This window comes from Mesorhizobium sp. CU3 (genome assembly GCF_006442965.1).
Classification (GTDB): Bacteria; Pseudomonadota; Alphaproteobacteria; order Rhizobiales; family Rhizobiaceae; genus Mesorhizobium.
This window is the reverse complement of sequence record NZ_VFWX01000023.1, coordinates 1-26,484: the sequence shown is the minus strand read 5'-3', so window position 1 is coordinate 26,484 and position 26,484 is coordinate 1. Positions and strand designations below refer to the sequence as shown.

The 26,484-nt window shown below is 65.5% G+C and carries 22 protein-coding genes; 13 read left to right on the top strand and 9 right to left on the bottom strand.

The genetic code is table 11. The annotated features are described in order from the left end of the window. Positions 1-89 precede the first annotated feature (89 nt). On the top strand, positions 90-1,505 hold the full coding sequence (locus FJ988_RS27465) for a LuxR C-terminal-related transcriptional regulator (RefSeq protein ID WP_140821918.1): 1,416 nt from the start codon (positions 90-92) through the stop codon (positions 1,503-1,505). On the opposite strand, the gene FJ988_RS27460 is transcribed toward FJ988_RS27465, so the two are convergent. Beyond that, a complete protein-coding gene (locus tag FJ988_RS27460; RefSeq protein WP_181183690.1) occupies positions 1,502-2,095 on the bottom strand; it encodes a DUF922 domain-containing Zn-dependent protease in 594 nt (197 codons plus the stop codon). The two genes, FJ988_RS27465 and FJ988_RS27460, sit on opposite strands and share 4 nt — an antisense overlap. 165 nt (positions 2,096-2,260) lie before the next feature. Between FJ988_RS27460 and FJ988_RS27455 the strand changes: the two genes are divergently transcribed. Next, positions 2,261-3,358 (top strand): NAD(P)/FAD-dependent oxidoreductase, encoded by a 1,098-nt coding sequence (locus FJ988_RS27455; RefSeq protein WP_140821916.1) that lies wholly within the window; start codon positions 2,261-2,263, stop codon positions 3,356-3,358. A gap of 199 nt (positions 3,359-3,557) precedes the next feature. Next, complete coding sequence (locus FJ988_RS27450) at positions 3,558-4,187, top strand: glutathione S-transferase family protein (protein WP_140821914.1); 630 nt, start codon at positions 3,558-3,560, stop codon at positions 4,185-4,187. Between the two features lie 70 nt (positions 4,188-4,257). Here FJ988_RS27450 and FJ988_RS27445 read toward each other — a convergent pair whose 3' ends face one another. The 3 genes from FJ988_RS27445 to FJ988_RS27435 form a co-directional block, all read right to left on the bottom strand. Continuing rightward, positions 4,258-5,262, bottom strand: coding sequence for an aldo/keto reductase (locus FJ988_RS27445; RefSeq protein ID WP_140821912.1), 1,005 nt, complete (start codon positions 5,260-5,262; stop codon positions 4,258-4,260). A gap of 75 nt (positions 5,263-5,337) precedes the next feature. Further along, the gene (locus tag FJ988_RS27440; RefSeq protein ID WP_407067717.1) at positions 5,338-6,609 is read right to left on the bottom strand and encodes a D-tagatose-bisphosphate aldolase, class II, non-catalytic subunit; all 1,272 of its coding nucleotides are present in this window, start codon (positions 6,607-6,609) and stop codon (positions 5,338-5,340) included. After that, positions 6,606-7,583, bottom strand: coding sequence for a sugar kinase (locus FJ988_RS27435; RefSeq protein ID WP_140821911.1), 978 nt, complete (start codon positions 7,581-7,583; stop codon positions 6,606-6,608). Before FJ988_RS27435 ends, FJ988_RS27440 begins: the two co-directional genes overlap by 4 nt. Positions 7,584-7,875: 292 nt before the next feature. Between FJ988_RS27435 and FJ988_RS27430 the strand changes: the two genes are divergently transcribed. The 4 genes from FJ988_RS27430 (at position 7,876) to FJ988_RS27415 (ending at position 12,300) form a co-directional block, all read left to right on the top strand. After that, a complete protein-coding gene (locus FJ988_RS27430; RefSeq protein ID WP_210242786.1) occupies positions 7,876-9,195 on the top strand; it encodes a sugar ABC transporter substrate-binding protein in 1,320 nt (439 codons plus the stop codon). 192 nt (positions 9,196-9,387) lie between these two features. Next, positions 9,388-10,158 carry an L-iditol 2-dehydrogenase gene (locus FJ988_RS27425; RefSeq protein WP_140821909.1) on the top strand — a complete coding sequence of 257 codons (771 nt, stop codon included), beginning with the start codon at positions 9,388-9,390 and terminating at the stop codon, positions 10,156-10,158. Positions 10,159-10,191: 33 nt separating this feature from the next. After that, positions 10,192-11,199, top strand: coding sequence for a zinc-dependent alcohol dehydrogenase family protein (locus FJ988_RS27420; protein ID WP_140821907.1), 1,008 nt, complete (start codon positions 10,192-10,194; stop codon positions 11,197-11,199). 93 nt (positions 11,200-11,292) lie between these two features. Then, positions 11,293-12,300, top strand: coding sequence for a LacI family DNA-binding transcriptional regulator (locus FJ988_RS27415; protein WP_181183696.1), 1,008 nt, complete (start codon positions 11,293-11,295; stop codon positions 12,298-12,300). Between the two features lie 43 nt (positions 12,301-12,343). Here FJ988_RS27415 and FJ988_RS27410 read toward each other — a convergent pair whose 3' ends face one another. The 3 genes from FJ988_RS27410 to FJ988_RS27400 form a co-directional block, all read right to left on the bottom strand. After that, complete coding sequence (locus FJ988_RS27410) at positions 12,344-12,841, bottom strand: GNAT family N-acetyltransferase (protein ID WP_140821903.1); 498 nt, start codon at positions 12,839-12,841, stop codon at positions 12,344-12,346. A gap of 124 nt (positions 12,842-12,965) precedes the next feature. Beyond that, on the bottom strand, positions 12,966-14,174 hold the full coding sequence (locus FJ988_RS27405; protein WP_140821902.1) for an FAD-dependent monooxygenase: 1,209 nt from the start codon (positions 14,172-14,174) through the stop codon (positions 12,966-12,968). A gap of 94 nt (positions 14,175-14,268) precedes the next feature. Continuing rightward, positions 14,269-15,789 (bottom strand): formyl transferase, encoded by a 1,521-nt coding sequence (locus tag FJ988_RS27400; protein WP_140821900.1) that lies wholly within the window; start codon positions 15,787-15,789, stop codon positions 14,269-14,271. Between the two features lie 247 nt (positions 15,790-16,036). Between FJ988_RS27400 and FJ988_RS27395 the strand changes: the two genes are divergently transcribed. Both FJ988_RS27395 and FJ988_RS27390 read left to right on the top strand, forming a co-directional pair. Further along, on the top strand, positions 16,037-18,145 hold the full coding sequence (locus FJ988_RS27395) for an exopolysaccharide transport family protein (RefSeq protein ID WP_140821898.1): 2,109 nt from the start codon (positions 16,037-16,039) through the stop codon (positions 18,143-18,145). Position 18,146: 1 nt separating this feature from the next. Beyond that, the gene (locus FJ988_RS27390; RefSeq protein ID WP_140821896.1) at positions 18,147-19,499 is read left to right on the top strand and encodes a VpsF family polysaccharide biosynthesis protein; all 1,353 of its coding nucleotides are present in this window, start codon (positions 18,147-18,149) and stop codon (positions 19,497-19,499) included. Between the two features lie 108 nt (positions 19,500-19,607). On the opposite strand, the gene FJ988_RS27385 is transcribed toward FJ988_RS27390, so the two are convergent. Beyond that, positions 19,608-20,882, bottom strand: a complete 1,275-nt coding sequence (locus FJ988_RS27385) for a glycoside hydrolase family 5 protein (RefSeq protein ID WP_140821895.1) — start codon at positions 20,880-20,882, stop codon at positions 19,608-19,610. Beyond that, a complete protein-coding gene (locus FJ988_RS27380; protein ID WP_140821893.1) occupies positions 20,879-22,045 on the bottom strand; it encodes a glycosyltransferase in 1,167 nt (388 codons plus the stop codon). The genes FJ988_RS27385 and FJ988_RS27380 overlap by 4 nt, the downstream gene beginning before the upstream one ends. A gap of 364 nt (positions 22,046-22,409) precedes the next feature. Between FJ988_RS27380 and FJ988_RS27375 the strand changes: the two genes are divergently transcribed. From FJ988_RS27375 to FJ988_RS27360, 4 genes are all read left to right on the top strand, one after another. Next, positions 22,410-23,594 (top strand): glycosyltransferase family 4 protein, encoded by a 1,185-nt coding sequence (locus tag FJ988_RS27375; protein ID WP_140821891.1) that lies wholly within the window; start codon positions 22,410-22,412, stop codon positions 23,592-23,594. Beyond that, positions 23,591-24,892, top strand: a complete 1,302-nt coding sequence (locus FJ988_RS27370; protein ID WP_181183689.1) for a hypothetical protein — start codon at positions 23,591-23,593, stop codon at positions 24,890-24,892. The genes FJ988_RS27375 and FJ988_RS27370 overlap by 4 nt, the downstream gene beginning before the upstream one ends. Before the next feature lie 11 nt (positions 24,893-24,903). After that, the gene (locus tag FJ988_RS27365; protein ID WP_140821889.1) at positions 24,904-26,133 is read left to right on the top strand and encodes a GNAT family N-acetyltransferase; all 1,230 of its coding nucleotides are present in this window, start codon (positions 24,904-24,906) and stop codon (positions 26,131-26,133) included. A 96-nt stretch (positions 26,134-26,229) separates the two neighbouring features. Next, a complete protein-coding gene (locus FJ988_RS27360) occupies positions 26,230-26,454 on the top strand; it encodes a hypothetical protein (protein WP_140821888.1) in 225 nt (74 codons plus the stop codon). The last annotated feature ends 30 nt before the right edge of the window (positions 26,455-26,484 follow it).

Genomic DNA, 26,484 nt, shown 5'->3' with positions numbered 1-26,484 from the left:
ATCGGACACTTGCGGTGTTCTGGCTCCTGCATTTGTAGTATTTTGCGTCGCAACGATTGCAGGCAGCTGGTTCCACTGGCAGGACGGCAATGAACCGGATCGTGACGACCTCGGAGGGCTTGTCGGAGCGCGAGCGCGCGGTGGCGGAAAAATTCGCCGCCGGCATGACTTATCGCGAGATTGGCGAGGCGCTGTTTATCGCCCCGTCCACCGTGCGCACCCATCTGGCTGCGATCTACGAAAAGCTCGGCGTGCGCAACAAGGTGGCGCTTGCCAGGCACATCAACGGCACCGCCGAACCGGAACGCGCGCAGCCAGACGCCTTGCCGGTCCTTGCCCTGTTTCCGATCGAGTGTCTCAGCAGCGATGAACGCTGGCGCCGTTTTGCCGATGGTCTGTCCTCGGACATCACCGTCGATCTCGCGCGCTATACCGGCATTCCGCTCATCGCCTACCACACCATGAAGTCGCTGGGCAGCAAGCCTGTCGATTTCGTCGCCGACGGCAAGGCGCTGGGCGCTGCCTACATCGTGTCGGGCCAACTGCGCGCCGACGACACCCGCATACGCCTGACCATCGAACTCGCCGACGCGGCCTCGGGCCTGAGGCTATGGAGCGACCGTTTCGACCGCCCGGTCGAGAACCTCTTCACGCTGCAGGACGGCCTGACCGAAAGCGTCGTCAATGCGCTTGCCGGCTGCTTTGGCGCGATCGCCACGGCCGGCCGCAATGCCATCCGTCGCAAACCACCCGCCAGCCTGCGCGCCTACGACCTCTATCTGCTCGGCGTGGAACAGCACAATAGGTTCAGCCGGGAAAGCAATGCGGAAGCAATCCGCCTGTTTACACGGGCGCTCGAGCTGGATCCAACCCTGGCCAAGGCCTGGATTGAACTCGGCTATGCCTACGCGATCCAGCCGTTCAATGGGTTTGGCGGCGATCCCAAGGCGGCTGCCCAGAAATGGCGCATGGCGGCCGAGAAAGCGCTCGAGCTCGAACCGACGGACAGCATCGCGCATGTCTGCCTTGGCGACGCCATGAGCTGCGTCGGCGATCTGGAGGTGACGGAGCGGTGCTATCGTCGCGCCTTCGAATACGGTGCCAACCATGCCGACACGCTGGCGCTGCTAGCTGGCGGCAGGGCGCTCATCACCGGCGATCCCGCCGAGGCAATTCCGCTGATGGAGCGCGCCATGCGCCTAAACCCGCTCGCGCCGGCCTGGTATTTCGGCATGCAGGGCCGCATCCTTTTCTGCGCCGGCAGGCCTAGGGAGGCGATCGCCGCGTTGCGCCGCGGCTCGCCGGATTCGCCGAACATGCTGATGTTCCTGGCGCTTGCCCATGCGGCGGCGGGCGAGGACGCCGAGGCTGCCGGCTTCGTGGAAAGGCTGGATGACGAGTTCCCCGACTTCACCGTCGAGGGCTTCATATCGGGCTACCCCATCACCAATCCTGATGCTATTCGCGCCATCCGCGAGGCGGCCAAGCTGATGCCAATCCGCTAACCCCCGCCCAGGAACGCCGCGATCAGCTTCAGCATATTGCCGTCCCGACCGAACTCCACCCTGTCGAAGTCGCGGCTGTCCTGCCGCTGCGTCTTGGAAAGCTGGTCGAGATATTGCGTCAGCTGCACGCGGATCTTCTTGCAGCCGGGGTCGTCTGCGACGGTCAGGCCGGTGCTGAAGGCGACGATCTTGTCGACCATGTCGACGATGCCTTTGCCATGCACCTTCTCATGCGCGATCAGCCCGGCGGCAAACGCATCCCATCGCGCCTGCGTGGCGGCAGGCAGTTTTCCGGCGGGCTTCGGCAGCGTGTAGGTGACAATCAGCTTCGGCCGCGCCGATTTTATCACGCAGGCGCCGGCCTGCGGCTGGTAATCGCGCTGCCAGGTCAGCTTGAAATTGGTGTGCGCGATGACACGACGTGCATTACCTGTTCCGACCACCGGACCTTTGTCGCCGATCGAGGCGTAGAGCTCGGTCGGCGTCTGGCCGGTGACGGCGTAGGTTTCGATCTTTTCGATCGGCTTCCAGTCCGCGGCGAGGGCCTGGGCGGGGACGATCAGGGCGGCGATGAGAAGGATGCGCTTCATAGGGGCACTGCGGGATTCCGGGCGAGGCGCCGTGCATAGCGGCTAATCACGTTGAGAGCAAAGAGGACGCCGCTCCGCGGCCCACAAACCATAGGTATTTCCACCCACTTGCCCCTCGGCCGCCTCCCGTCATAGCCTCGACCGCTTGGGTGGGAGGAGAGCCACTTGGACACCAATGTCGTCATCGTCGGCGCGGGCCCGGCCGGTCTGGCCGTCGGCGCCTGCCTGAAACAGGCGGGGCAGGACTTTGTCATCCTGGAAAAGGCCGATGAAGTGGCGCCGGCCTGGCGGCGGCATTACCGGCGGCTACATCTGCACACGGTGAAATCCTTCTCCTCGCTGCCTTTCTTGCCGTTTCCGAGCGACCATCCGCGCTATGTGCCGCGCGAGCAGGTGGTGGCCTATCTCGATGCCTATGCCGAGCGCTTCGGCCTGAAGCCTCGCTTCGGCGTCAGCGTGAAATCCATCCGCAAGGAGGGCGATCGCCTGCTGGTGCAGAGCGATGCCGGGCTGTTCAGCGCCAAGAAAATCGTCGTCGCCACCGGCAACAATGCCGAGCCGATCACGCCTTCCTTTCCCGGCATCGAGGCGTTCAAGGGCAAGGTGCTGCACAGCGCCGCCTACACCGAGGCCGCGCCCTATGTCGGCAAAAACGTGCTGGTCGTCGGCATGGGCAACACAGGCGCCGAGATCGCGCTCGACCTTGCCGAGTCGGGTGCCAAGCCCACCATCTCGGTGCGCAAGGGCGTCCACATCGTGCCGCGCCAATTGTTCGGCGTGCCGATCCAGATGGTCGGCATCGCCAGCCGGCCGATGCCGCAGGCGCTGAACGACTGGATGTTCCCGAAGATCCTCGACCTGGCGCTGGGCAAGCTGGAGAAATACGGGATCGTGCGGCCCAAGCAGGGCATCCTTCAGGGCATCGAAGCCGGCCGCATTCCGGTGATCGATGTCGGCACGGTGGCGGCGATCAAGGCAGGGAAGATCGCCGTAGCGCCGGACATCGCGCGCTTCACCGAGGACGGCGCGATGTTTGCCGACGGCAAGGCGCAAAAATTCGACGCGGTGATTTTCGCCACCGGCTATCGGCCGAGTTACGACGCCTTCCTGCCGGCGGAATTGCGGCCGGCAAAGAGCGGGGTGAATTCGCGAGCAAGCGAGCTCGGCGTCTATCTGGTCGGCTTCTACAATCCGGTCACCGGCCTGCTGCGCGAGATCGGCATCGAGGCGCAAGCGGTGGCGAAGGATATTGCGGGGCGGTGAGGGACGCGGCGATCCGTTGCAGTGTCGGAGATTGGCGAAAGTCGGCGCGAGAGCTAATCTCCCCCTGGGGGAGATGTCCGGCAGGAGAGAGGGGCGCGCCTCGCGCTCGCTCCTGGTGCTTTTGGGTTGCGAAGCCTGAATCGGGTGGTGCCTTGGCATTGCCCATGCGAAGCAATGCCATCACACCAGGAACTCCCCCATGCTCACCCTCTACGACTACCTCCCCTCCCAAAACGCCTGGAAAATCCGCGTCCTGCTCGGCTTGCTCGGCATCGGCTACGAAAGCCGAATAGTGTCGATCTTCGAGGGCGAGAGCCGGACCGAGGCCTTTCTGAAGCTCAACCCCGCTGGCGCGGTTCCGGTGCTCGCCGTCGAAAACGGCCAGGCGATCGCAGAGTCCAACGCGATCCTCATCCTCGTCGCGGAAGGTACGCCCTATCTGCCGGCGGACCGGCTTCTCCGCGCCAAGGTCATGCAGTGGCTGTTCTTCGAGCAGTATTATGTCGAGCCGGTCATCGGCTCGCTGCGCTTCTGGACGCTGACGGGGCGGCTGGAGCGTAACAGGGCGCTGGTTGCCGGCAAGAAAGAGGCGGGCGCGCGGGCGCTCGGCGCGCTGGAGCGCAGCCTGCAGGACACGCCCTTCCTGGTCGGCGATAGGCTTACCATCGCCGACATCGCGGTCTATGCCTACAGCCATCGGGCCGGGGATTGCGGTTTCTCGCTCGCCGACTACCCGGCGGTCGACGCCTGGGTAGGAAGGGTCGCCGAGGCGATCGGCCCGGGCTATCCGGTATATCCTTACAGCATCGATCCGCATTCGGGCGGCTGAGGGTGGTTCGCCAGCTGTCGAGCCGAATTCCGTCGCACCGACGTTCAAATAGCCCTGAAGACCTTGACCTTTACCGATCCACCATCGACATCGTCCGCTCATTGTACCTTGGCCCAGAGACCTTATCGGCCGTCAGCGCCATGTCGAGCCCCAGCATCTCGGTGGGATCGAGCTTGACCTCCGCCGCCGCGACATTCTCCTCCAGGTAGCTGCGTCGTTTGGTGCCGGGGATGGGCACGATGTCGATACCGAATTCCGGGCCCTTGGCGAGCAGCCAGGCGATGGCGATCTGGCCGGGCTTCACGCCCTTGGCCTCGGCGATGTCGCGCACTGCGGCGGCCGCCGCGACATTCAAATCGAAATTTGCACCCTGGTAGCGCGGGTCGCCGCGGCGGAAATCGCCTTCGGGATAGTCCTCAGCTCGCTTGACGTCGCCGGCGAGGAAGCCGCGGCCGAGCGGCGCGAAAGGAACGAGCCCGATGCCGAGTTCCTTCAGCACCGGGATGATCTCGGGCTCGAGGTTGCGCTCCCACAGCGAATATTCGCTCTGCAGCGCCGAGACAGGATGCACTGCGTGCGCGCGGCGGATGTTGGCGATGCCCGCCTCCGACAGGCCGAAGAAGCGCACCTTGCCCTGCGCCACCAGCTCGCCGACGGTGCCGGCGACATCCTCCATCGGCACTTTGGGGTCGACGCGGTGCTGGTAGAGCAAGTCGATATGGTCGGTGGCGAGCCGCTTCAGCGACGCGTCCACCACCTCGCGCATATGCTCGGGCCGGCTGTTGACGCCGGTCTGCACGCCGTCGTCGGCGACGGCGAAGCCGAATTTGGTGGCGATGGTCACCTGATCGCGCCGGCCTTGCAGCGCGCGTCCAAGCAACTCCTCGTTGATGAAGGGCCCGTAGACCTCGGCCGTGTCGAGAAACGTGCAGCCAAGCTCGATCGCCCGATGCAGCGTGGCGATGGACTCCGCCTCGTCGGCCGGTCCGTAGGATTGGCTCATGCCCATGCAGCCGAGGCCGATGGCCGAGACTTCGAGCCCCTGACTGCCGAGCTTGTGCTTGCCGAGACTCATTGATTTTCTCCGGTCGTGATGAACCGGCAAAATTATAGGGCCGGACGCGCACGCGTCCAGCGGCGCGGGCCACGTTCAGCCGCCCCGGCAGGCTGCGTCGTAATCGGCGAGCACCAGGTCGACCGCGGCGATGAGCACCGCTTGCGGGTCGCCGGCGGCACCGAGAGTGGGCAGGAACTGGCGCATTAGCGTCTCGGGAATGGCGACGCCGTTCAGCGCGTCGATCAGCCTGGCGACGGCGATGCTGGCCGCCGGCGTGCTCCAGTAATAGCGGATGCGGTCGCTGTAGCTGTAGTGCCGCTGCAGATAAAGCCGCCTTTCGTCGCCGTGATAGTGGCTCTTCCAATGGCCCGGCGCGGAGACCATCAGCGTCTCCATCGCCCGCGCCAGCGAGCGTTCGCCGTAGCCCGGGACCATTTCCGAGGCCACCAGATCGAGCCCGTAAAGCGCCTCGCGCAGCGCAAAGGTCAGGCCCGGCCCGACCTTGAGGATCGGAAAGCCGTTGGCGACCAGGGCCCTTAGCGCCGCGCGGCTCTGATAGTCCGTCGAATGCGCCTCGTAGACGAGCGACGGTTCGGTATCGAGCAGCCTGGTCAGCGGCCGGGAAGCTTCCGGCCGGTAAGCGATGACATTCTCGCTGCCGAACTCGACGCCCGGCTGCACGACGACGGCGATGACGCGGCCGAACGCTTCGTCCAGCCCTTCGCGGGCGAAGATATCTCGATGGATGTCGATGGTGCGGCGCGCGGCGGCAGCCTCGGTGGGTTTCAGATCGCTGATGGCATGGTCGGCGCCGCCGGGCACCGGCACTTCAGTGCCGATGATGTAGAGCGGCATGGCGCCACCCCGCGCCCGCGCCGCCTTCTCTGCCGTCTTGGCGAGCCTTGCGGCACGCGTCGCGATGGTTTCGTCGTCGAGCGCGGCCGGCTCGCCGGCGCAGCCCATCGAGGCGTCGAGATGGATCTTGCTGAAGCCCGCCCAGACATAGGCCGTCACCATCGCCTCGGCCTTGGCCATCGCCTGCGCGGCTGGCTCGGCTTTCCACGGGTTGGGTCCCAGATGATCGCCGCCGAAGATGATGCGCGCGGGGTCGAGCCCCTCGCGGCCTGCGATCTCGTGCACGAAGGCGACGAACAGGTCCGGCGTCATGCCGGTATAGCCGCCGAACTGGTTGACCTGGTTGCAGGTCGCCTCGATCAAAAGCGTCGCATCCTGATCGGCGACGGCCCGGCGCATCGCCGCCTGGATCACCAGCGGATGCGCCGAGCAGACCGAGGTGATGCCGTAGGGCGTGCCCTTGCGGCGTGCGGCGGCGAGGCCCTGGAGCGGATTGGTCGTCATCGTCATTTGGCCCGATCCGCGCCGGCAATAAATCGGTCGAGCGCGTCGAAGCCGGCAAGGCCTTCCATCGGCCCACGCCGCGTTACGTTGAGCGCGCCGGCGGCGTTGGCGTAGAGCAGCGCCCGGTCGGGGGCCATGCCCTTGCGCCGGCAGGTGAGGTAGGTGGCGCCGAAACAGTCCCCGGCGCCGGTTGGGTCGACTTCCTGGACCAGGAAGCCGCGGCAGTCGATGCGGCTGCCGTCGGCGCCGAAGCGGGTCGAGCCGGCGGCGCCCCGCTTCAGCACGATCTCGCCGACGCCGCGCGCAATCAGCGCCGCCACCGCCTCGCGTTCACTTTCGACGCCGGCGGCCGCGAGCAGCTCGTCGCCGGAAGGCAGGAGCAGGTCGGCATCGTCGACCAGCGCTGCGAACAGCCCGCCGTCTAAGTCGATCAGTTCCTTGCGCACGTTCGGATCGAAGGAGGTCGAGCCGCCACGCGACCGCACCGCCTTTACCGAATAGGCGACGATCTCCTTCAGGCCCGAAACCGATAAGGTCGAGCCCATGACATGCAGATGGCCGGCTTTGTCCGCCAGTTGCCGCGCCTCTGGTGTGAGGCCAATCTGCCCGGCGGCGGATTCGGCGATGTTGTAGACGAAGTCGCGCCCGCCGTCGGGCCGGTAGCGCACGAAGGCGCTGCCGGTGGGGTAGCGCTCGCTGACCGATACGGCCGAGATGTCGACGCCGTCGCCCTTCAGCCGTTCGAGGTTGATCGTGCCGAAATCGTCGCGGCCGACGCAGGCCACGATTGCTGCGCCGCCGCCGAGCTTTGCCACCTGGTCGATGAAGATAGCCGGCGCGCCGCTCGGGTAGGGACCCATCAGCTGAAGCGGTTCAAGGAAACCATGGCCGAGTTCGGTCGCCATGATCTCGACCAGGATCTCGCCGGCGACGATCGTCGGTCCGACGCTTTCGGAAGCGATGTCGCTTCGACCGTTCATTCGCGATTGTCCTTCTCTCCCGGATCCGGCCCCGCATCGCAGCGGGTCAGCCGCACGATAGCGCCAGGTTTCAGCCGACGTAAATTGCTGCGTTTCCGAAGTCAACAAGAACTATACGCGCGTACACTTATATTGCTGCACATGGTATCTTTGAAGCGGTCCAATCTGCCCTGATGGCGCTGGTGCGGCGTAAAATCAACGGAAAAGACGGCTTGACGGCGCCGTCTTGTAGCGCGATAGAATATACGCGCATGTTCACTTTTACATGCGCATTCGTAAAGGAGGAGACGAAATGCCGATACGCAAGCTTTGTGGAATTCTCGCAGCGGCGACCGCCGCTTCGGCACTGACGGCGGGCGCCGCCCTGTCGGAGGAGATCACTGTCGCGACCGTCAACAATGGCGACATGATCATCATGCAGAAACTGTCGTCGGAGTGGGAAAAGGCGACGGGTAACAAGGTCAATTGGGTGGTGCTGGAAGAGAACGTGCTGCGCGAGCGCGTCACCACCGACATCGCCACCAAGGGCGGCCAGTTCGACGTGCTCACCATCGGCGGCTATGAGACGCCGATCTGGGGCAAGGCCGGCTGGCTGACGCCTCTCAACGACCTTGGCGCCGACTATGACTATGACGACCTGATCGCGCCGGTGCGCGCCGGCCTCACGGTCGACGGCAATCTCTATGCCGTGCCGTTCTATGCCGAGAGCTCGTTCACGCTCTACCGCAAGGACCTGTTCGACGCTGCCGGGCTCAAGATGCCGGAGCAGCCGACCTACGACCAGATCACCGAATTCGCCGACAAGCTCACCGACAAGTCGAAGGAACAGTACGGCCTGTGCCTGCGCGGCAAGCCGGGCTGGGGCGAGAACATGGCCTTCGTCGGCACGCTGATCAACACCTTCGGCGGCAGCTGGTTCAACATGGACTGGAAGCCGCAGATCAACTCCGACGCCTGGAAGAAGGCGATCGGCTGGTATGTCGACACCATGAAGAAGGATGGACCGCCCGGCATCAGCTCCAACGGCTTCAACGAGAACCAGACGTTGTTTGCGTCGGGCCATTGCGCGATGTGGATCGACGCCACTTCGGCCGCCGGCCGCGTGTACGATCCGAAGCAGAGCAAGGTCGCCGACAAGGTCGCCTTCGCCAAGGCGCCGGTTGCAGTGACGCCGAACGGTTCGGCTTGGGGCTGGGCCTGGAGCCTCGCCATCCCGGCCTCGACCAAGAAGGCGGACACGGCGAAATCCTTCGTCAAATGGGCGACCTCGAAGGCCTATATCCAGCGCGTCGGCGAGACCGAAGGCTGGGTTGCCGCACCTCCGGGCACGCGCAAGTCGACCTATGCCAGCGCCGACTATCAGAAGGCGGCGCCGTTTGCCGCGACGGTGCTTGCCGCGATCGAATCCGCCGACCCGACCAAGCAGACCAAGGACCCGGTGCCTTATACCGGCATCCAGTTCGTCGCCATCCCCGAATTCCAGGGCATCGGCACCACTGTCGGCCAGGCGGTCGCTGCCGCCGTCACCGGCGAGCAGTCGGTCGACGACGCGCTGAACGGCGCCCAGGCCTCTGTCGAGAACACGATGAAGGAGGCGGGTTACATCAAGTAGCCGAGCCGGATAACAAGCCGGGATGCGGATCGTGCGCCGCCTCCCGGCCATCCAGCCCGCCGCGGAACTCCCTCGCGGCCGGTCGGAGGATGCGCGGATCCGTCTAGAGCAAAGGTGGATCCGTGCGTTCCTCGAGGGAGGGATGGTTCCTCCCGACACCATTTTCCAAATCGCGAAAACTGGAATCCTTGAATGAAGCTAGAGAACAAGACAGCCCTGATCACCGGCGGCGCGCGCGGCATCGGCCTCGGCTTCGCCGAGGCTTTCGTGCGCGAGGGCGCGCGCGTGGTGATCGCCGATATCGACATCGAGCGCGCGACCTGGGCAGCGGCCGGGATCGGCCCGCAGGCCAGCGCAAGAAAACTCGACGTCACCGACCTTGCCGCGATCGAGAGCGTCGCCGCTGAGGTCGATTACGAATTCGGCGGCATCGACATCCTGGTCAACAACGCCGCGATCTTCGACATGGCGCCGGTCACCGACATCACCGAACAAAGCTACGAGCGCGTCTTCGGCATCAATTTGAAGGGGCCGCTATTCGTGATGAAGGCGGTGTCGAACCTGATGATTAAGCGCGGCCGCGGCGGCAAGATCATCAACATGGCGAGCCAGGCCGGGCGCCGCGGCGAGGCGCTGGTGTTGCTCTACTGCGCCTCCAAGGCGGCGATCATTTCCGCCACGCAATCGGCAGCACTTGCGCTGGTCAAGCACGGCATCAATGTCAATGCCATTGCGCCCGGCGTCGTCGACGGCGAGCATTGGGATGTCGTCGACGCGCACTTCGCCAAATGGGAGGGCCTGAAGCCCGGCGAGAAGAAAGCCGCGGTGGCGAAGTCGGTGCCGATCGGCCGCTTCGCCAATCCGGAAGACATTGCTGGCTTAGCCGTGTTCCTGGCTTCCTCCGACAGCGACTACATTCTCGCCCAGACCTACAATGTCGACGGCGGCAACTGGATGAGCTGAGGTCGCGTAAGTGCCTATGGAGGAGACCGGAAAATGAAAGCCGTCCGATTTGCCGCCGCCGGCGTTGCCGGCATGGCCGAACTCGACACGCCGAAGCTCAGACCCGGCCATGCGCTGATCCGCGTCCGCGCAGCCGGCCTCTGCCACACCGACATCGAGGTGCTGCATGGCCGCTACGGGGAAGGGGCGTTTCCGCTGGTACCCGGCCATGAATATGCCGGCACCGTGGAAGCGGTCGCGGAGGATGTGACATCGCTGAAGCCCGGCGATCGGGTCGCCGTCGATCCCAACATCCCTTGCGGGCATTGCGCGGCTTGCCGCAAGGGCATCACCAATCTCTGCGCTACGCTGAAAGCCTATGGCGTGACGGAAAATGGCGGCTTTGCCGAATACAGCCTGGTCAAGGTCGGCCATCTGCATTCCATCGGCGCGCTCGATTTCGCCACCGCCGCCCTGGCCGAGCCGCTCGCCTGTGTGTTGAACGGGCTCGGCGCCGCCGGCGTCGAGGCGAGCAAGCCTCAATCCGCGCTGGTCTTCGGCGCGGGGCCGATCGGCCTGTTGATGGCGCTGTCGCTCAAGGCCAAAGGCGTGGCGGAGGTCGCCGTCGCCGATATCAGCGAGCAGCGCCTGGCCTTCGCCGAAGCGCTCGGCCTGAAGCCTTTCGTCTCCGGTTCGGAGGCGCTGACAGCGCGGGCGAAAAGTTTCGACTTCGTCGCCGATGCCACCGGCGTCGCCAAGGTCGTCGAAGGCATGATCGGCTTCACCGCCGATGGCGGCACGGCGCTGGTCTTCGGCGTCTGCGCGCCGGACGCCCGCATCGCGGTCGCGCCATTCGAGATATTCCGCCGCCAGATAAGGCTCGCCGGCTCGCATTCGCTGAACCGCAACATCCCGCAGGCGCTGGAGATCCTGAGCAGCGACGACGGCACCATGGCGAAGCTGGTCAGCCACCAGCTGCCGCTTGCCGAGATGCTGCCCTTCTTCGCCAAGCACAGCGGCGACCCGGCGACGATGAAGGTGCAGTTCTCGACCGAGGCTTGACGATAGCCGGCTTTGCGCTGAGCCATGACTCACGTATTCAGTCGCGAGGGCGGTACCGACAGGGGCAAAAGGATGGCAAAGACGATCAGGACGATGGAGGATTTTTCCGACTTTGTCGGCCTGTCGCGCACCACGGTCTCAAAATACTTCAACGATCCCAACTCGGTCCGCAAGAACACGCGAAGCGCCATCGAGGCGGCGCTGAAGAAATCCGATTTTCGCCCCAGCATGTTCGCGGTCAATCTGAACCGGCGGCGCTCGAACATACTCGGCGTCATCGTGCCCAACTCGACCGATCCGTTCTACATGGCGCTGACGCGCCGCATCGAGACGATCGCCAACGAGGCCGGCTTCCTTGCCTTCGTGCTCTCATCCGACGGGCGCGCCGAGATGGAAGACCAGGCGATCCAGACGTTCCGATCGATGAACATAGCCGGCGCTATCATCGCGCCGCTCGGCGTGCGCTCGCACCACCGCATCCTGGCCGAGCTCGGCGCCTCGATCCCGCTGATCTATGTCGACTCGCCGCTCGACGAGACCTCGTCCTTCGTCGGCACCGACAACCGCCAGAGTTTCAGGCTGATCGTCGACTATCTGTGCCGTTCCGGCGAGCCGCCCTGCTATTTCGCGATGCCGCAGGTCAACAACAATGCCGGCGCGAGGCAAGAGGCCTATGTCGAGGCCATGCGGCAGTTCAAGATGACACCGGTGATCGTGCCGGTAGCGGAGGCGCGCTCCTGGGATTTTGAGAAATTCGGCTATGACGAGGCGCTGCGCATCCTGAAAAGCGGGGGCTTCCCGACCGGCACCGTGTTATGCGCCAACGACCGCATCGCCTTCGGCGTCATCAGCGCCGCCTATGAGCTCGGCCTGAAGATCGGCCACGGCGCCGATTGCGACCTGCGCGTTGCCGGCCATGACGACCATCCGCTGTCGCGCTATGCCTGCCCGCCGATCACCACGGTGGCGCAGAACTACAACGAGATCGGCCGCCTCTCGATCGAGCTGTTGTTGAAGCGGCTGGATGAAAAAGTCGTCGCCAAGCGCGAGGGTGAGCGCATCCTGCTCAACGCCGAACTGATGCTGCGCCGCTCGGCGTGAGATTGGCGGCTTCGCCAAGGCGCCATTCCTGCACGCTCTTGACCTAAGCCCTCGGCAACAATCGCCGCATGATCAGCGAGGCGTGGCCGCCGACGCCATGCGCGGCCTCGCGGCGCTCCACCACCTCGAAGCCGTGCTTGCGGCAGAAGGCGATCGCCCGGTCGTTGCCTTCGATCACCTCAAGCGCGATGGAGGGGATACCCGCATGCGCGGCAAGCACCGCATGCAGAAGGTCCACCGCGAGCCCGCCGCCGAACTCGCTCGGCTCGATATGCAACCGCTCCAGCATGACGTCGCCATGCCGGTCCATTGCCGCCATGGCGTAGCCGGCGATCGAGCCGTCGCCGCGCTCGACGACGAAGGACATCTTGTCCTCGTCGTCGATCTCGGCGGCCAGCGCGTCCGGAGCGTGTCTTTCGTCGGAGAGCCGGGCGGTGTTCTCTGCGCCCATGATCGGCGAATAGGTGCGCCGCCAGGAAGCGCCCAGGAGCCGCGACACGTCGCCCAGATCGTTCCGCGTCATTGCCCGGATGTGGGCCATCCTCGTCATCCTCGTTGGTACCAGAAGATAGGGCGAAGCGACCGGCACAACCAATCTCGGCATTCGAAAGTTCAGGTTCCTTGCACCCGCTGAAGGCGGGAGAGGGGCGAGGAAGGCTATCCGCTTACGCCATGCTCGGCGTGGCCGGTTGTCCGGCCTCGCGGAACTTGCGGCCGATGATCATGAGCTGGCGCGCGGCGTTGTTGCGCACGCGGCGCAGCCGCCATTCCATGCCGGTGCCGATGGTTATCCGCTTGGCATAGATGCTGGCGCGCATCGCCGATTCATCGGTTTCGAGCTTGGTCGGATCGTCGTAGAAGGCGCAGATCTTGTCGGCGGCCATTCCAGGCGTCGCCAGCCAGTCGGGGATGAAGGTCGAGACAAGCCGGTCGACATCGGTCATCACTCGGTTGATGCCGACGCCTGGCGTCGGGCAGGTCGTCCAGAACGCATCGCCGATCGCGACGACGCCGTCGCGGCGATGGCCCTTGGTCGTGGTCAGGCTGACCTGCCGCATCTCGACGGGGCTCGCGACTTCGAAATTACCGCATTGCGCGGCGATCTCAGGCATCATCTTGAGCAGCATTTTTTGCGGGTTGTCGCGGAATTCCCTGGTCCACGCGTCGGCCACCGTATGGTAGCCGAACATGTTGGCGCGCATCCGGTTGCCGATCGGGAAGATGGTCAGATAGGCGGTGCGGTCCGCCGGGTTCCTGGCATAGCAGGTAACCGCGGGATAGGGGCATTGCTCCCGCGTGATTGCCAGGTCGAAACCCAGCGACAGCGAATGCGCCTTGGATTCCTCGATCCGCTCCATGCCGATGGCGCGCCGTATGGCCTCGCTGTAGCCGGTGGCGACCACCAGCAGGCGGGCATCGATGATCGAGCCGTCGGTAAGCACCACGCGTTGCCGGTCGGGCCCCGTCGAGACCTCTGAGACCTTGCCTACCGTCAGCGGCGCTTCCGGCGGCAGTGCCGCGCGCAGGCCGTTGACCAGCGGGCCGTAGGAGAAGCCGAACTCCCATTTCTGCTCGCGCTGGAAGAACTGGCCGAGGCGGAAGGTATGAATGTCGGTCATCGGCGTGACCAGCGGCTTGATGGCCGGCCCGATGCCGTGCTTCTCGAACAATTCCATCTGCGCCATGCCGATCTTCTCGGCGCGGAACTCGTCGTGATGGGTGCGATGCGGATCGATCAGCGCCACCTTTCGGCCGGTCCTGGCCAGGGCCAACGCAAGCGCGGTTCCAGCGAGACCGGCGCCGACGATCGCAACTTCGACTTCGGCCGGAACAGCTTGGACGGCTGCTGTTTCCCGGTCCTTTTCGGTATTCATTTCACTTCTCCAAGCCCGCGGGAACAAATGTCCCTGGTGGCTGAAACAATCTCAAGCGACCCAGGGGCGAGCCGGGTAGCAATGAAAAGTTAGGTTAACTCCGATCGCCCTTCGGTGTTTGTGTTCTTGCGCTTTTCCAGCGCGGCGCCATTGCCGAGCCGTCGATGAATTCCAGCCCCCCGGCCTCGTTGAGCGTGTGCAGCTTGCGGCCGGCCCAGCCGGCGCCTGGCGCAAGGATCGTCTCGACGACCTGCTCGAAGCCGGTCTCGTCCAGCTTGGTGACGCGCGCGATGCCCATGGCCGCTCCATAGCTCCGCCGACAGTCCTGCACCGGCCGCAGAAGCTGTCCGCCGCGGCTGACCATGCGGCCGGCCGGCCGCGCCGAGGCGATGTCGATCAGAACCGGGTTCCTCGGATGCGGCGTCCATGGCCCGCGGAAATCTGGCGCCGACCACAGATGCAACTGATCGGAGAAGGCGCCGCCGCCGTCACGCACGGTGGCGAACATCCACCAGCGCCCGTCATGTTCGACAAGTGTGGCGTCGCTGGCAACGATGTCGCAGACCAAGGTCGCTTCCTTCACCCAGCCGCCCGGATAGGCGTCGGCGCGATAAAGGTCGATGCTGCGGTTGGCCCCACTTTCCGGTACCATCCACATCTGGCCGTCGCGCTCGAAGACGAAAGGGTAGGAGAGGTGATAGGGCAGCTCCAGCACCGGCTTCGGCTGGCCGAGAGGTCCGTTCGGACCGAACGCCACCGCCGACAGGATCGCCTTGCCGGTGCGGTGGATATAGTCCTCGACGAACAGCGTCACTTGGCCTTTGTGGAGGACAGGGAAGGGATCGGCATAGAAGCGGCTGCCGTCGTCGGGCAGGTCGCGCCAGCCGGATTGCGGGAGCGCGCGCCGATCATAGAGGTCACGCCCTTGCGCCTCGCGCCAGCCGACCCGCCAGTGCGGGGCGTTATAGCATAGGTGGTAGATCTGCTGGACGATACGCCGCGCCGTCGCCTTGGCGGCCCGCACGCCGAGTTTCGCCGCCGACGGCATGGCCGGCACCGGCGCGTCGGACGAGGGCTCCGGCAGCACCGGCAGGGCTGAGCGCGCGGCGCCATTCACAGCCGCCACAATCAGGCTGGCGCTACGTGCCAGCATATCCTGGAAGGAAGCGAGCGCGATGCCGTGATACTCGGTGCCGAGCCGCCCCTCGGCGACGGTGGCGCCGTTCTGCTCCAGCCGGGCGAGCGGCGTGCGGCCGGAAAGGATCAGCGCCAAAAGCGCCTCCTCGCCGCAGGCGCCGTCATAGCTGAGCCGCCAGACACGCCGGCCTTCCAGCTCGACATCGCCACACAGGTCGATGGTGAGATCGGCCGGCCCCGATGCCTTCACGTAGCTGGCCAGGGCCGAAACCGGCACGCGCCGGGCCGTCCCATTGCCGGGCAGGCGGTGGATCAGCGTTTCAAGCTGGAACAGTGCCTCGGCTCCGCGCGGCACACCGGCGGCACAGGGCCTTGCATCTATGGCAAGCTCCACGCCTGGCAGTGCCGCCAGCCTTTCGGCCAAGTCGGCATGAAAGGCACGCACGCAATCCCCGTTGAGCCGCAAAGTCAGGCGCATGGCCGACACCCCCGCAGCTCACGTCTGGAGCCGGCGGATAGATCCGACAGGTCGAGTTCCCGCCGCATGCGCACGATCTCTCCAAATTTGGGTTGCTCTTGATTGTACTTTGTTCGTGCAATCTCCGTGCCAGAACGCCATCAATTTATGAACATAATTAACAGTGTTTTAATCGTTGCCGGGAATAGCTAGACCAACGCCGCATTTCTCGTCTTTGCCGGCAGATGGAGCGTTGTCGGAGCGACCTTTGCAATCATCCCTGCTCATGGTGCCGCAGCAGCACGCTCCGGAAACGGCAGCGCCGATGCCGGCCTATGCGCCTGTGGCCGCGCCTGCGACGGTCGAGCTTGGCGATCTCGGCCGCATCCTGCTGCGCCGCCGCTTCCTGATCCTCGCCACCGCCGTGCTGCTGACGCTCGTCACGCTCGTCTACGCGATGCTGACGCCGGCGCTCTACTCCTCGACCGCGCAGATCCTCGTCGATCCGGAAGATCTCCAGGTCGTCACCAATGACGTCAATCCAAGCCGTATCTCGCCCGATGGCGGCATCACCCAGGTCGAGAGCCAGGTCAGCGTGGCGCAGTCGAATGGTGTGCTGCTGCGTGCCATGAAGGCGACCAACCTCACCGACGATCCGGACTTCAACGGGCAGGGCGTGCTTGGCCGCTGGATGGCCGCGATCTTCGGCTCCAGCGATGGCGACAGGACCGCGACGACACTGGATTCGCTGCGCCGGCGGCTCGCGGTGAAGCGCGACGACAAGGTGCTGGTACTCAACATCATCGTTACCGCCAAGAGTGCGCAGAAGGCGTCGGACCTGGCCAACGCCATCGCCAACGCCTATCTCGCCGACCAGGCGGACGCGCGCAAGGAGAAGGCGGCCAAGGCGTCCGAGGCGATCACCGCGCGCCTCGATGAGCAGCGCAAGCGTGTCGAGCAGGCCGAGAACGCGGTCGAGGCCTATCGCTCGCAGCACAATATGGTGATGGCGCAGGGCAGCCTGGTCAGTGACCAGGACCTGACCGGGCTCAATGCCGAACTGACCGCCGCGCAGGCGCGCACTCAGCAATTGAAGGCGCAGGTCGACCAGTTGCGCCGTCAGGGCGGCACGCCGGACGCCACGTCGGAGGCAACGCGCTCCGCGACGATTTCAAGTCTCAGGGCCCAGGAGGCGTCGCTGGTCGACCAGATCGCGCAGCTCGGCACCGGGCTCGGACCGCGCCATCCCTCGATGATCGCCGCTCAGCAGCAGCTGCGCGACCTGCGCGTGCTGATCCAGCGCGAGCTCGCCCGCATCGTCGCCGCCGCCGAGACCGACTACCAGCGTGCCTTGGCCAACCAGCAGGCGCTGGAAGCCAAGGTGGCGGCGCTCAAGGCGAAGTCGCTTGACACCGATCAGGCCTCGGTCAGGCTGCGCGAATTGCAGCGCGATCTCGATGCCGTGCGCACCGTCTATGCCAACTACCTGCAGCGCGCCCAGGAAACGCGCGAGCAGACCAATGTCGACAGCACCAATGCGCGCATCATCTCGGATGCAATGCCGGCGCTGAAGAAGAGCTGGCCGCCGAAGGGGCTGCTTTTGTTCGGCGCGCTGTTCGGCGGGCTCGCGCTTGGCATCGGTCTCGCGCTGATCGCGGAGTATCTGTCGCCGACCGTACTGTCCTCCAACCAGATGCAGTCGGCCATCGATGCGCCGGTGCTGGGCGTGCTGCCGGGCAAGAGTGCGCGGCGACGCTGGCTGTTCCCTCGCGCCAATGCCCCGACGCAAAAGACCGATGCCGTAGCCGGGCTGGCGCTGCAGCGCATCGCCGCCACCACCAGGCGCCCGCCCGACTGGCCGCTGGTGCCGTCGATCCTGGTGACTTCGCCACCCGAGGACAAGGCGCAGCGCTCGCGGGTTGCCTGGCAGCTTGCCAATGCCGCGGCGGCCAGGGGCCGCCGTGTGCTTTACATCGACATCAATGCCGGCAAAGGCAAGAGCGATCCGCAGCCCGGCGTGCTCGACGTCATGCGCGGCGACTATCCGCTCGACGCCGTCAGCCGCTATGCTCCGGGCAGCGCCGTCGCGCTGGTCGGCAGGGGCCGCCAGACTGCGGTGTTCCAGGAAGCGCAGGCGCTTTACTTCGCCCACCGCATGCTGGCCGAGGCCAACCACAGTTTCGAGCTTGTCGTCGTCGACGGCGGAGCGCTGGTCGATGACCTCAACGTCTCGCCTTTGGTCGCCATGGCCGACGAAATCCTGCTCGTCGCGAGGCTGAACACGACGCCGATGCGCGACGTCGCCACGACCTCGCAGGCGGTCGCGGTCATGGGCCGGCTGCCGACCGGCGCCATGCTGGTCGACGAGGCCGCCTGAAATGGCCGCGGTCCCGGCAGCATCCGGCCGGGGGTCTTCGGCCGCTTACGGCATGGCCGGGCCGCGCACGGTTCCTGTCGACGCGCTGACCCGCCTTGGGCTGACAGGCGCGGTGTTGCTTCTGTTCGCCGTCTCGGGCGGCATGTTGTGGCTGGTCGGCTATAATTACGACGGCTTGCAAGGCAGTGCGCTGACCAAGATCCATCCGTCCACCTATCTGCTGGTGCTGGTGTTCGCCTGGCGCTCCTGCACCTTCGGCAACCCGGTCGGCTATGTCGTCCATGTCACCAACCGGCGCCCGGCGACCACGCTGATGGCGGTGATCGCGATCGTGCTGCTCGTCGTCGTCATCGTCAGGCAACGCCCCGGCATGGCCGGCATGATCGATACCTTCCTCGCGCCGGCGCTGCTTGTCCTGATGGTGAGCGAGGACGACGAAAGGACCTTCGCTCGGCTGCAGGTCGTCATCCACGCCGTCATGACGGTCAACGCGCTGCTCGCGTTGTTCGAGTTCGCGACAAAACATCTGGTCTTTCCCTATCGCTTCGACGGCGCGGTTTTCGTTGCCGATCTGCGCTCGACGGCGCTGCAGGGGCATCCGCTTTCCAATGCCACGGTCACTGCGATCTATGTCCTGGCGCTGCTCTCCGGCTCGCGCACGCTGTCGACGCCGCTCAGGCTGGCTCTGGTCGGCCTGCAGTTCTGCGCGCTGGTCGCCTTCGGCGGTCGCTCGGCGATGGTTCTCGCCGTCCTGCTCGGCGGCGTCTATATGCTGGTTCACGGCTTCGCCCAGCTCCGGACCGGGCGCGTCAACCTATTGGCCGCGGCACTCGTGATCATGGCCTGCGCGCTCTTGCCGGTGGCGATCGCGCTGGCCGGCTACTACGGCTTCTTCGACGCGCTGCTCGGGCGCTTTATCTCCGACTCGGGCAGCGCCAATGCCCGCGTCGAAATGTTCGACCTGTTCAACCAACTGGAACTGCGCGACATCATCGTTGGCCCCGACATAGACATCCTGGAGAGCATTCGCCGCATTAGCGGTCTCGAACAGGGCATCGAGAACCCGATCATCCGCATGACGCTTTACCAGGGCGCCTTCTTCACGCTTCTGATCTTCGTCGGCTTCGCGCTGTTCATGCACGAGGTCGCGCGCCGCTGCTGCCCCGGCATCTGGCTGCCGATGCTGGGCTGGCTGATCCTGATAAACACCTCCGAAAGCCTGGCTTCCAAAACGACGCTGATGACCAAATTCGTGGTCATGGCGCTTGCGCTGTACCGGCCGGCGATGGTGTCGGGAGGAGCGCCTGGCGCTGCTGGAAACCGGCTGCCTTCGCGCCTGCAACCTTTGAGGTAAGCAAGGAGCGAAACGACGTGCGCGTTTACCTTGGGGCCTCGATTGGAATCATCGACAATCGAGCCAAACCAGCCTGTTAGAGCAATTTGCCGATTCAAAAGGTCAAGTTCAGTCTGCAGGCATCGTCAGCCCAAGCGCCTCGACCATCGCCGGGTCGAGCTTGCGCGTGGTGTCGTCCATCATGCCCATGCCATCGAAAAGGTCCCAGAAGGCCCAGGGAAAGCCAGCGGCTTCGGCGCTTTGGCGGACATCGGATATGTAGCGGGCGCGGTCGGGGTTGGGCGCGGCGGTGTAGCGAGCGTCGGTGCGCAGCGCGCCGAACTCACCCATGATGATGCGCTCGCGGGCGGTGCCGTGGCGGTCCGCCCAGTCGCTTACCTGCTGGAGATAGCCGTCGATGAAGCGGCGGTCGGGCTGGGCGTTGAAATAGACTTTCAGCACGCGCTCGGTCTCCGCATACGCGGCCTTCTTATCTGCTTCCGAGGTCTCGGAATCCTGCGCCATCCGTGCTCGGACCGAGGCCAGCGTCGCCTCCAGCGAGCCGGCCGATGCCGGCCACGGCACATTGTTCAGCGCCCGGTAGACCGGCTCGCGCATCCATGGCGCGCCCTGGTGGCTGAACAGATAGGGCTCGTAGAAGTGGAAGGTGAACAGGATCGGCTCGGCCCACGCCAGCGGCGCCGGGTCGAGCGCGGTAAGGCCGCCCACCATCGAGCCGCATCCGCCGGTGACGACGATCGGCAGGTATTTCGCCGAACTCCGCGCGGCCATGAGCAGCGCCGCCTGCACCCTCGACCATGTGTCGGAGCTGCAGTCCTGCGGCGGCTCGTTGACCGGCTCCAGGGCGATCCTGCCCGGCGCGATGCCGGCAAGCGTGCCGGCCAGCGCACCGACAAAGGCCTGGTAGCGCGCGAATTCGGGCGCGCCGATGCTGGAATACATACGGCCGGGATTCCAATAATGCGTCGCGCCATTGGCTTGTACATTGATGATGACGCCGAGATGGGCGGCAAGCGCCGCGTTCACCGCGTCGGTCAACATCGCCATCAGCTCTTTGCGCCGACCACTTTCAAAAGCCAGGAACGGGCCGGGATCAACCGGCAGGCGAATGAAATCGATGCCGCTGGCCCGCAGCCGGGCAAGGTCGGCCGGCGTCGGCACCGGCCGCTGCGACTGGAAGGGCGGCCAGTCGTAGTCGGTGCGGGGAGCGGGGAATTCGCGCGTCAGCGCAAACCACGGCCAGACATTGACGCCGCGCTTGAATGACCATGTGCCGACCGCGGAGCTTTCTGGCGATGGTGTTGCATACGGCGTCGCAGCCAGCGGCGCGGCTCCCGCGGCGAGCGCCGCCTTGAGAACCCGGCGCCGCGACCAGAAGGTCATGCGCGCCTGGCGCGGTCGATCTGGGCCTGCGTAACGGTGGTGACGCCGAGCTGGCGAAGCGCTTCCTGCTCATAGGCGAGTAATATGTCGTCCCAGCGGAATGCCTCGCGGGCGCGGATGCGTGCCGCCCTGCTGCATCTTGCCGCCAGCAGGTCGTCGGCCAGCGCCTCGTCGATGCGTTCGCTCAGGCTGTCAGCATTGCCGAAATAGATCGCCGCATCACCGGCGGTCCAGCGATTATAGGGGTTGTCATGTGCGATCACCATGTTGCCCGCGGCCAGCGCCTCGACCAGCGAGGGATTGGTGCCGCCCACCGTGTGGCCATGCATATAGGCGCGTGCATGGTAGCGCAGCGCCTTCACCACCGCCTTGTCGTAGATGGCCCCCGGCAGCAACACCACGGAGCCCGCCGCCTCGCGCACCGCCCGATGATAGGCGATGTCGTCATTGAGCGTGCCCAGCACCACCAGCTTCATGTCGCCGCGCTCGCGGCGGCGGAAGGCCTCGACGATCTGCAGGATGTTGTTGTCGGGTTCGATGCGCGCGATCGACACCAGGTATTTGCCGGGCTCCAAGCCCAATGCGCGGATGGGCTCCTCCGGCGCCGAGGTCACCGGGTCACCGCCATAGGCGATCGTGGCGATGGCGCTGCGCGGGCGCCTTGTCGCCAGATGATCGGCGATCGCCGGATGGTCGGCGACCAGCCGATGCGACATCCAGGCGCCGATCCATTCGTTGAGCCAGAACCAGCCGCGCGCCGCCGGTCCCCATTTCGGCCGGCGCCACTCGATGCCGTCCATATTGGTGATGATCTTGCGCCGCATCAGCCTGAGCCAGGTCAGGAACACCGCGCCATTGTAGCCGAGCACCAGGCACACGCCCGGCCGCCTGGCAGCGTCGAGCACGCACTGCCAGTCGAATTCCAGCGTCGCGCGCGGGCCTCTGGAGGCGACCTCGATGGTGATGCGCTCGATGCCGCGCCAGGTGTCGCTCGTCACCCTTTGGCCGACGCGCTCGACCTCTTTCTGGCAGTAGACGCCGACATTCCAGCCGCGCCCGACAAGAAACAGCGCCAGCCGTTCGGCGAAGGTCTCGAAGCCGCCATGGGACGCTGGAATGCCGCGCGTTCCCAGGATCAGGATGGAAGGTCGTTCCGATTGCAAGACAAGGGTTCCCGGTGTCCGGTTATGGTTGATGTTATGTCAACGACACCCAGCAACTTCCGTGCCAGGGTACCCCCGTCGCAAACAATCATATGAAGTTGTAAAATTTTCCTTCAGAAAGCCTGGGTTGTTTCACTATCGGTCAACTTTTTGGGGCCCTAACTGTGCCGATACGGGGCACGCCTGGCGTTTTCGGCTTGCGGCCGGGCCCTCCAGACCCGGCACGATCCTTGCTCCAGTCCTGTTGCGGCCGCCGCTGGGCAGAGCGGCGCGGACCTGGCAATTCCTTCCGCGCTTGAAGTGTCCGGTAGTCAGTGCAGTGCGAATGCGCCCGACCGGATACGGGGCAAGGTGGAAGTTGACGATGCGGATTGCCTGCATTCACCAGGGCTACGAGCTTTACGGCTCGGACCGCAGCTTCGCGGAAAGCGTGGCTGCGCTGCGCGCAGCGTTTCCGGCGGCCGACATCGAGGTCGTGCTGCCGCGCGAGGGCCCGATCGTCTCGATCCTTGCGCCGCATGCCAGCCGTATCGTCTTCGAGCCGCTCTGGGTGCTGAGGCGCCAGGCGATGCTCAAGCTCGCCACCGTCGAGATGGCGCGGCTGCCGGCAGCGCTGTGGCGCGCCTGGCGCCGCATGCGCGCCGCCGACATCACCTACGTCAACACCTCGATCGTAGTGGATTACGCCTTGGCTGCGCGGCTTTCGCCGCGCAAGGCGCTGCTGCACATCCACGAGATCCCCGAGGGCATCCTTCGCAAGGTGCTGGCCGGCCTGATGCGCTTCAGCCGCGCCGATCTCATCTTCAACTCGCGCGCCACGCGCGCCACTTTCGGCGACCCGCCGCTGCTCGACGCGCGCGGGCGGCGCGCGCATGTCGTCTACAACGGCGTCGCCGGCCCGGCCGGAGCCCTGCCGATGAGCTATGACGGCAGCCGGCCGTTGAAAGTGCTACTGCTTGGCCGCGTCAACCGTATCAAGGGGCAGGAGGTGCTGCTCGAGGCAGTGGCCTCATTGCCCGCCGAACTGCGCGATCGCATCGAGGTCCGCCTGGTCGGCGGCGCCTTCGAGAGCGTCGAGCGCGAGCGCGCCCTGGCCGAGCTGGTCGGAAGCAGGGGCCTGACCGGCCATGTCGAGGTGCTGCCCTTCGTGGCCGACCCTTCTGAACATTATCGCTGGGCCGATATCGTCGCGGTGCCGTCGCGGCGTCCGGAATCGCTTGGACGCGTCGCCATAGAGGCGATGGCCTGGGGCCGGCCGCCGCTGGTGTCCTCGATCGGCGGGCTGGTGGAAGTCGTGGCCGACGGCGAAACCGGCTGGCATTCGCCGCCGGGCGATGCGGCGGCACTTGCCGCGAAGCTGGAGAAAATCATCCTGCAGCCGCGGGATTGGCAGGGCTTCGCCGCCGCCGGGCGTGCGCGTTTCGAGGCGATCTTCGCCGAGCCGATCGCAGCCGCGGCGATCGTGTCAATCGTTGCCGACAAGCTTAAGCCGGCGACGGCCAGGCATGGGCGGGCAGCCATCGCCCGTCAAGCGGAGACGCGCTCGTGAAATTCTCAGCCCATCTGGTTCGGCGGCTGATCCTGATGATCGGCGGCGAGGCGATGCAGAGCGGCTTCCATTTCGCCCTCAACATCGCGCTGCTGCATCTTTTGTCGGCGCAGGGCTACGGCCTGTTCGCCATCGCCATGGTGCTGGGCGGCGTCGGCCTGTCCTACATCCGCTCGCTCACCGCCGTCCCGGCCTCGATCTGGATGGGTAAAAGCACGAACGCCGCTGGCATCGACGCCCATGACGTCACGTTCGGATCGGCGGCGCTGGTGGTGGCGCTCGTCGTGGGTCTCTGCAGCGGCCTTCTCATGCATATGCTCGGCGATCGGAGCGGGCTCGCCGCCGGCTGCTTCGTCGGCGCCTGGTCGCTGCGCAGCCATATGCGCACCGCCTTTTTCGCGCGTCGCATGCAAGTGATCGTCTCGATCAGCGACGCCGCTTTCACCTTTGCCGGCATCGCGCTCGCCGCGCTGGCGATCTGGTTCTCGGGCAATGCGCTCGAAGGTTCTTTCTATGCGCTTGCCGCGGCCAACATCATCGGCATCGTCGTCCTGGTGCGGCTGTCGCCGCGTAAGCTGCGCATCTCGTTTCGGGCGCCGACCTGGCGCCGCTATGCAAAACTCTGGTCGCAGCTTTGCTGGTCGGCCTTCAGCGCCACCACCACCAACATCCAGGGACAGTGCCTGGCGCTGCTGGTCGCCGGCATCGCCGGCCCCGCGGCCTTCGCGCCGCTGGCGGCGGTGCTGGTGCTGTTTGCGCCGTTGCGCATCATCAGCCTCGCTTTCGTCAACATGACGCAGCCCGAGCTTTCCAAGCTCCTGCACAGCAACGAGACCGCCCGCGTGTGGGCGCAGGCCAGGATCTGGACGCTCGTCATGGGCCTCGGCAGCATCGTTTACGGCTGCGCCATCCTGTTCATCCTGCCGCTGATCAAGTCGCAGGCCCTGCAGGGCGCTTCGGTCGGCGTCATCGGGCTGCTGGCCATCGCCAACTACGTGCCGATCATGCTCTACGTCATGCCGCGCGTCGTGCTCGAAATCATCGGTGATTTCCGCATCGTGGCGTTAATCACCATGGGTGGCGCGATCGTTGGGCTGGCGTTGATCGCTCTGATCCTCGCCGTCGCGCCGCCGACTTGGGCGCTGGCCGGCTCGGCGGCGTCCGAAACCTTTGTCTTTGCGCTCTGCTGGTATTTCGCGCGGCACCGCATGTGGAATTTCGAGCATCCGAACGAGCGGCGCGACTCGTGGTTCGGATCATGGCGTCGCGTGGCCGCGCTCGCGGCGCACAGGCGGTAGGAGAGAAGATCGTGGCAAGTGAGGCAATGCGGATGCTGGCTGTGACCGACCTGGTGGAAGACCAGGCCGAGGCGCCTGCCGTTCGCGCCGCCAGCGGCGCCTATGTCGCGCGGCTCCACACCAGCCTCGAGGCCGTCAAGCCGCTCTGGCTGCGCCTGGAGACGACCGGCATGTGCACTGGGCACCAGCATTTCGCCTGGGCCGAAGGCATCGTCGAACGGCTGTTGCCCGAAAAGGCCGAGCCCCTCATCGTCGAGTTGCGCGACGCCGCGACGGGCGAGCCGGCGATGCTTTTGCCGCTGATGCGGCGCCGTGCCTTCCACCATTGGGTGATCGAATGGTTGAGCTGCGGCGTCTGCGACTACGCCGCGCCGCTGCTTGCCGATGCCAGTCCCTGGACGGCTGAGGCAGCGGAGGCGGCCTGGGCCGCGGCGCTTTCCGTCCTGCCTTCGCCGGTGGACCGCATCCACATCATCGGCATCCCGAAGGAGGTCGGCGGCGTCGCCAATCCACTGGCGCTGCTTTCGCACGCGGGTGACTCGATCCACTCGCACTACGGCATCGCGATGGACGGCGACGCCGAGACCGTCGTCAAGCGCATCTGCCGCCCGTCCTTCGTCAAGGCGCTCAACAAGGATCTGCGCCGGCTCGATCGCAATGGCGGGCTGGCACTGATGGAAGCCGACACGCCGGCCCTTGTCGACTCCATTTTCGGCAAGCTGGTCGAGATGCGGCTTAGCCGGTTTCGCGAACTAGGCCGCTTCGATCTCCTGGCGCAGGAGCCGGTCGCCGACTTCTACCGCGACGCCGCGCAGCGCGGCCTCTCTGACGGTTCGGTACGGATCTTCGGCCTGCGAGCCGGCGACGTGATGGTCGCGGTCCAGTACCTGGCGGCCCACCTCGGCACCTTGCACGCGCTGCTGATTGCGATCGACCAGACCGCGGTGCCCAACGTCTCGCCTGGGCTTTGCATCATGGGCGAGCTGATCCGATTGGGGCGGGGCGCCGGCTTCGACTATTTCGACCTGTCGGTCGGCAACCAAAGCTACAAGGACCATATGGGTGCGGTGAAGTCGGTCCTGTCCGAACTTTGCTACGGCATCACGCTCAAGGGCCTGGCAGCCAGCCGCGCCATCAAATACCAGGGCCAGGGCATCGCTTTGGTGCGCGACAATCCGCGCCTGTTCAAGCTCGCGCAAGACGTCATGCAGCGCTGGCGGCGGCTTAGGGCGGGGAGCTGAGCGGCGGCCAGGATCCGCGCAAATTGACTCGCATCCCGCTCTCCTCCATCCTTAGGGCAGCCGCCAAGCCAGCGGCAGCGTGTTTCGAGTGAGGCCATGGTCGTTTCCGTTGCCAGAGAAAATTCCCGTCGCGCCGCGGTGAAGAATGCGCTCGAGCGCCACAAGGTGTATGTCACCGCACAGCGCTTTTCCGGCGGTTCCTACAGCGCCCGCGTGCTCGTCGACGGCGAGGCATACTGGGTCGACGAGTTCCGGCTAAGTCAGCTCAAGCAAGGGTTGAGCCCGGCCGAGTTGGAATTGACGCCGGCGATTGACGATTGAGTTCTCACGGATGATCCGGGCAAGGCTGGC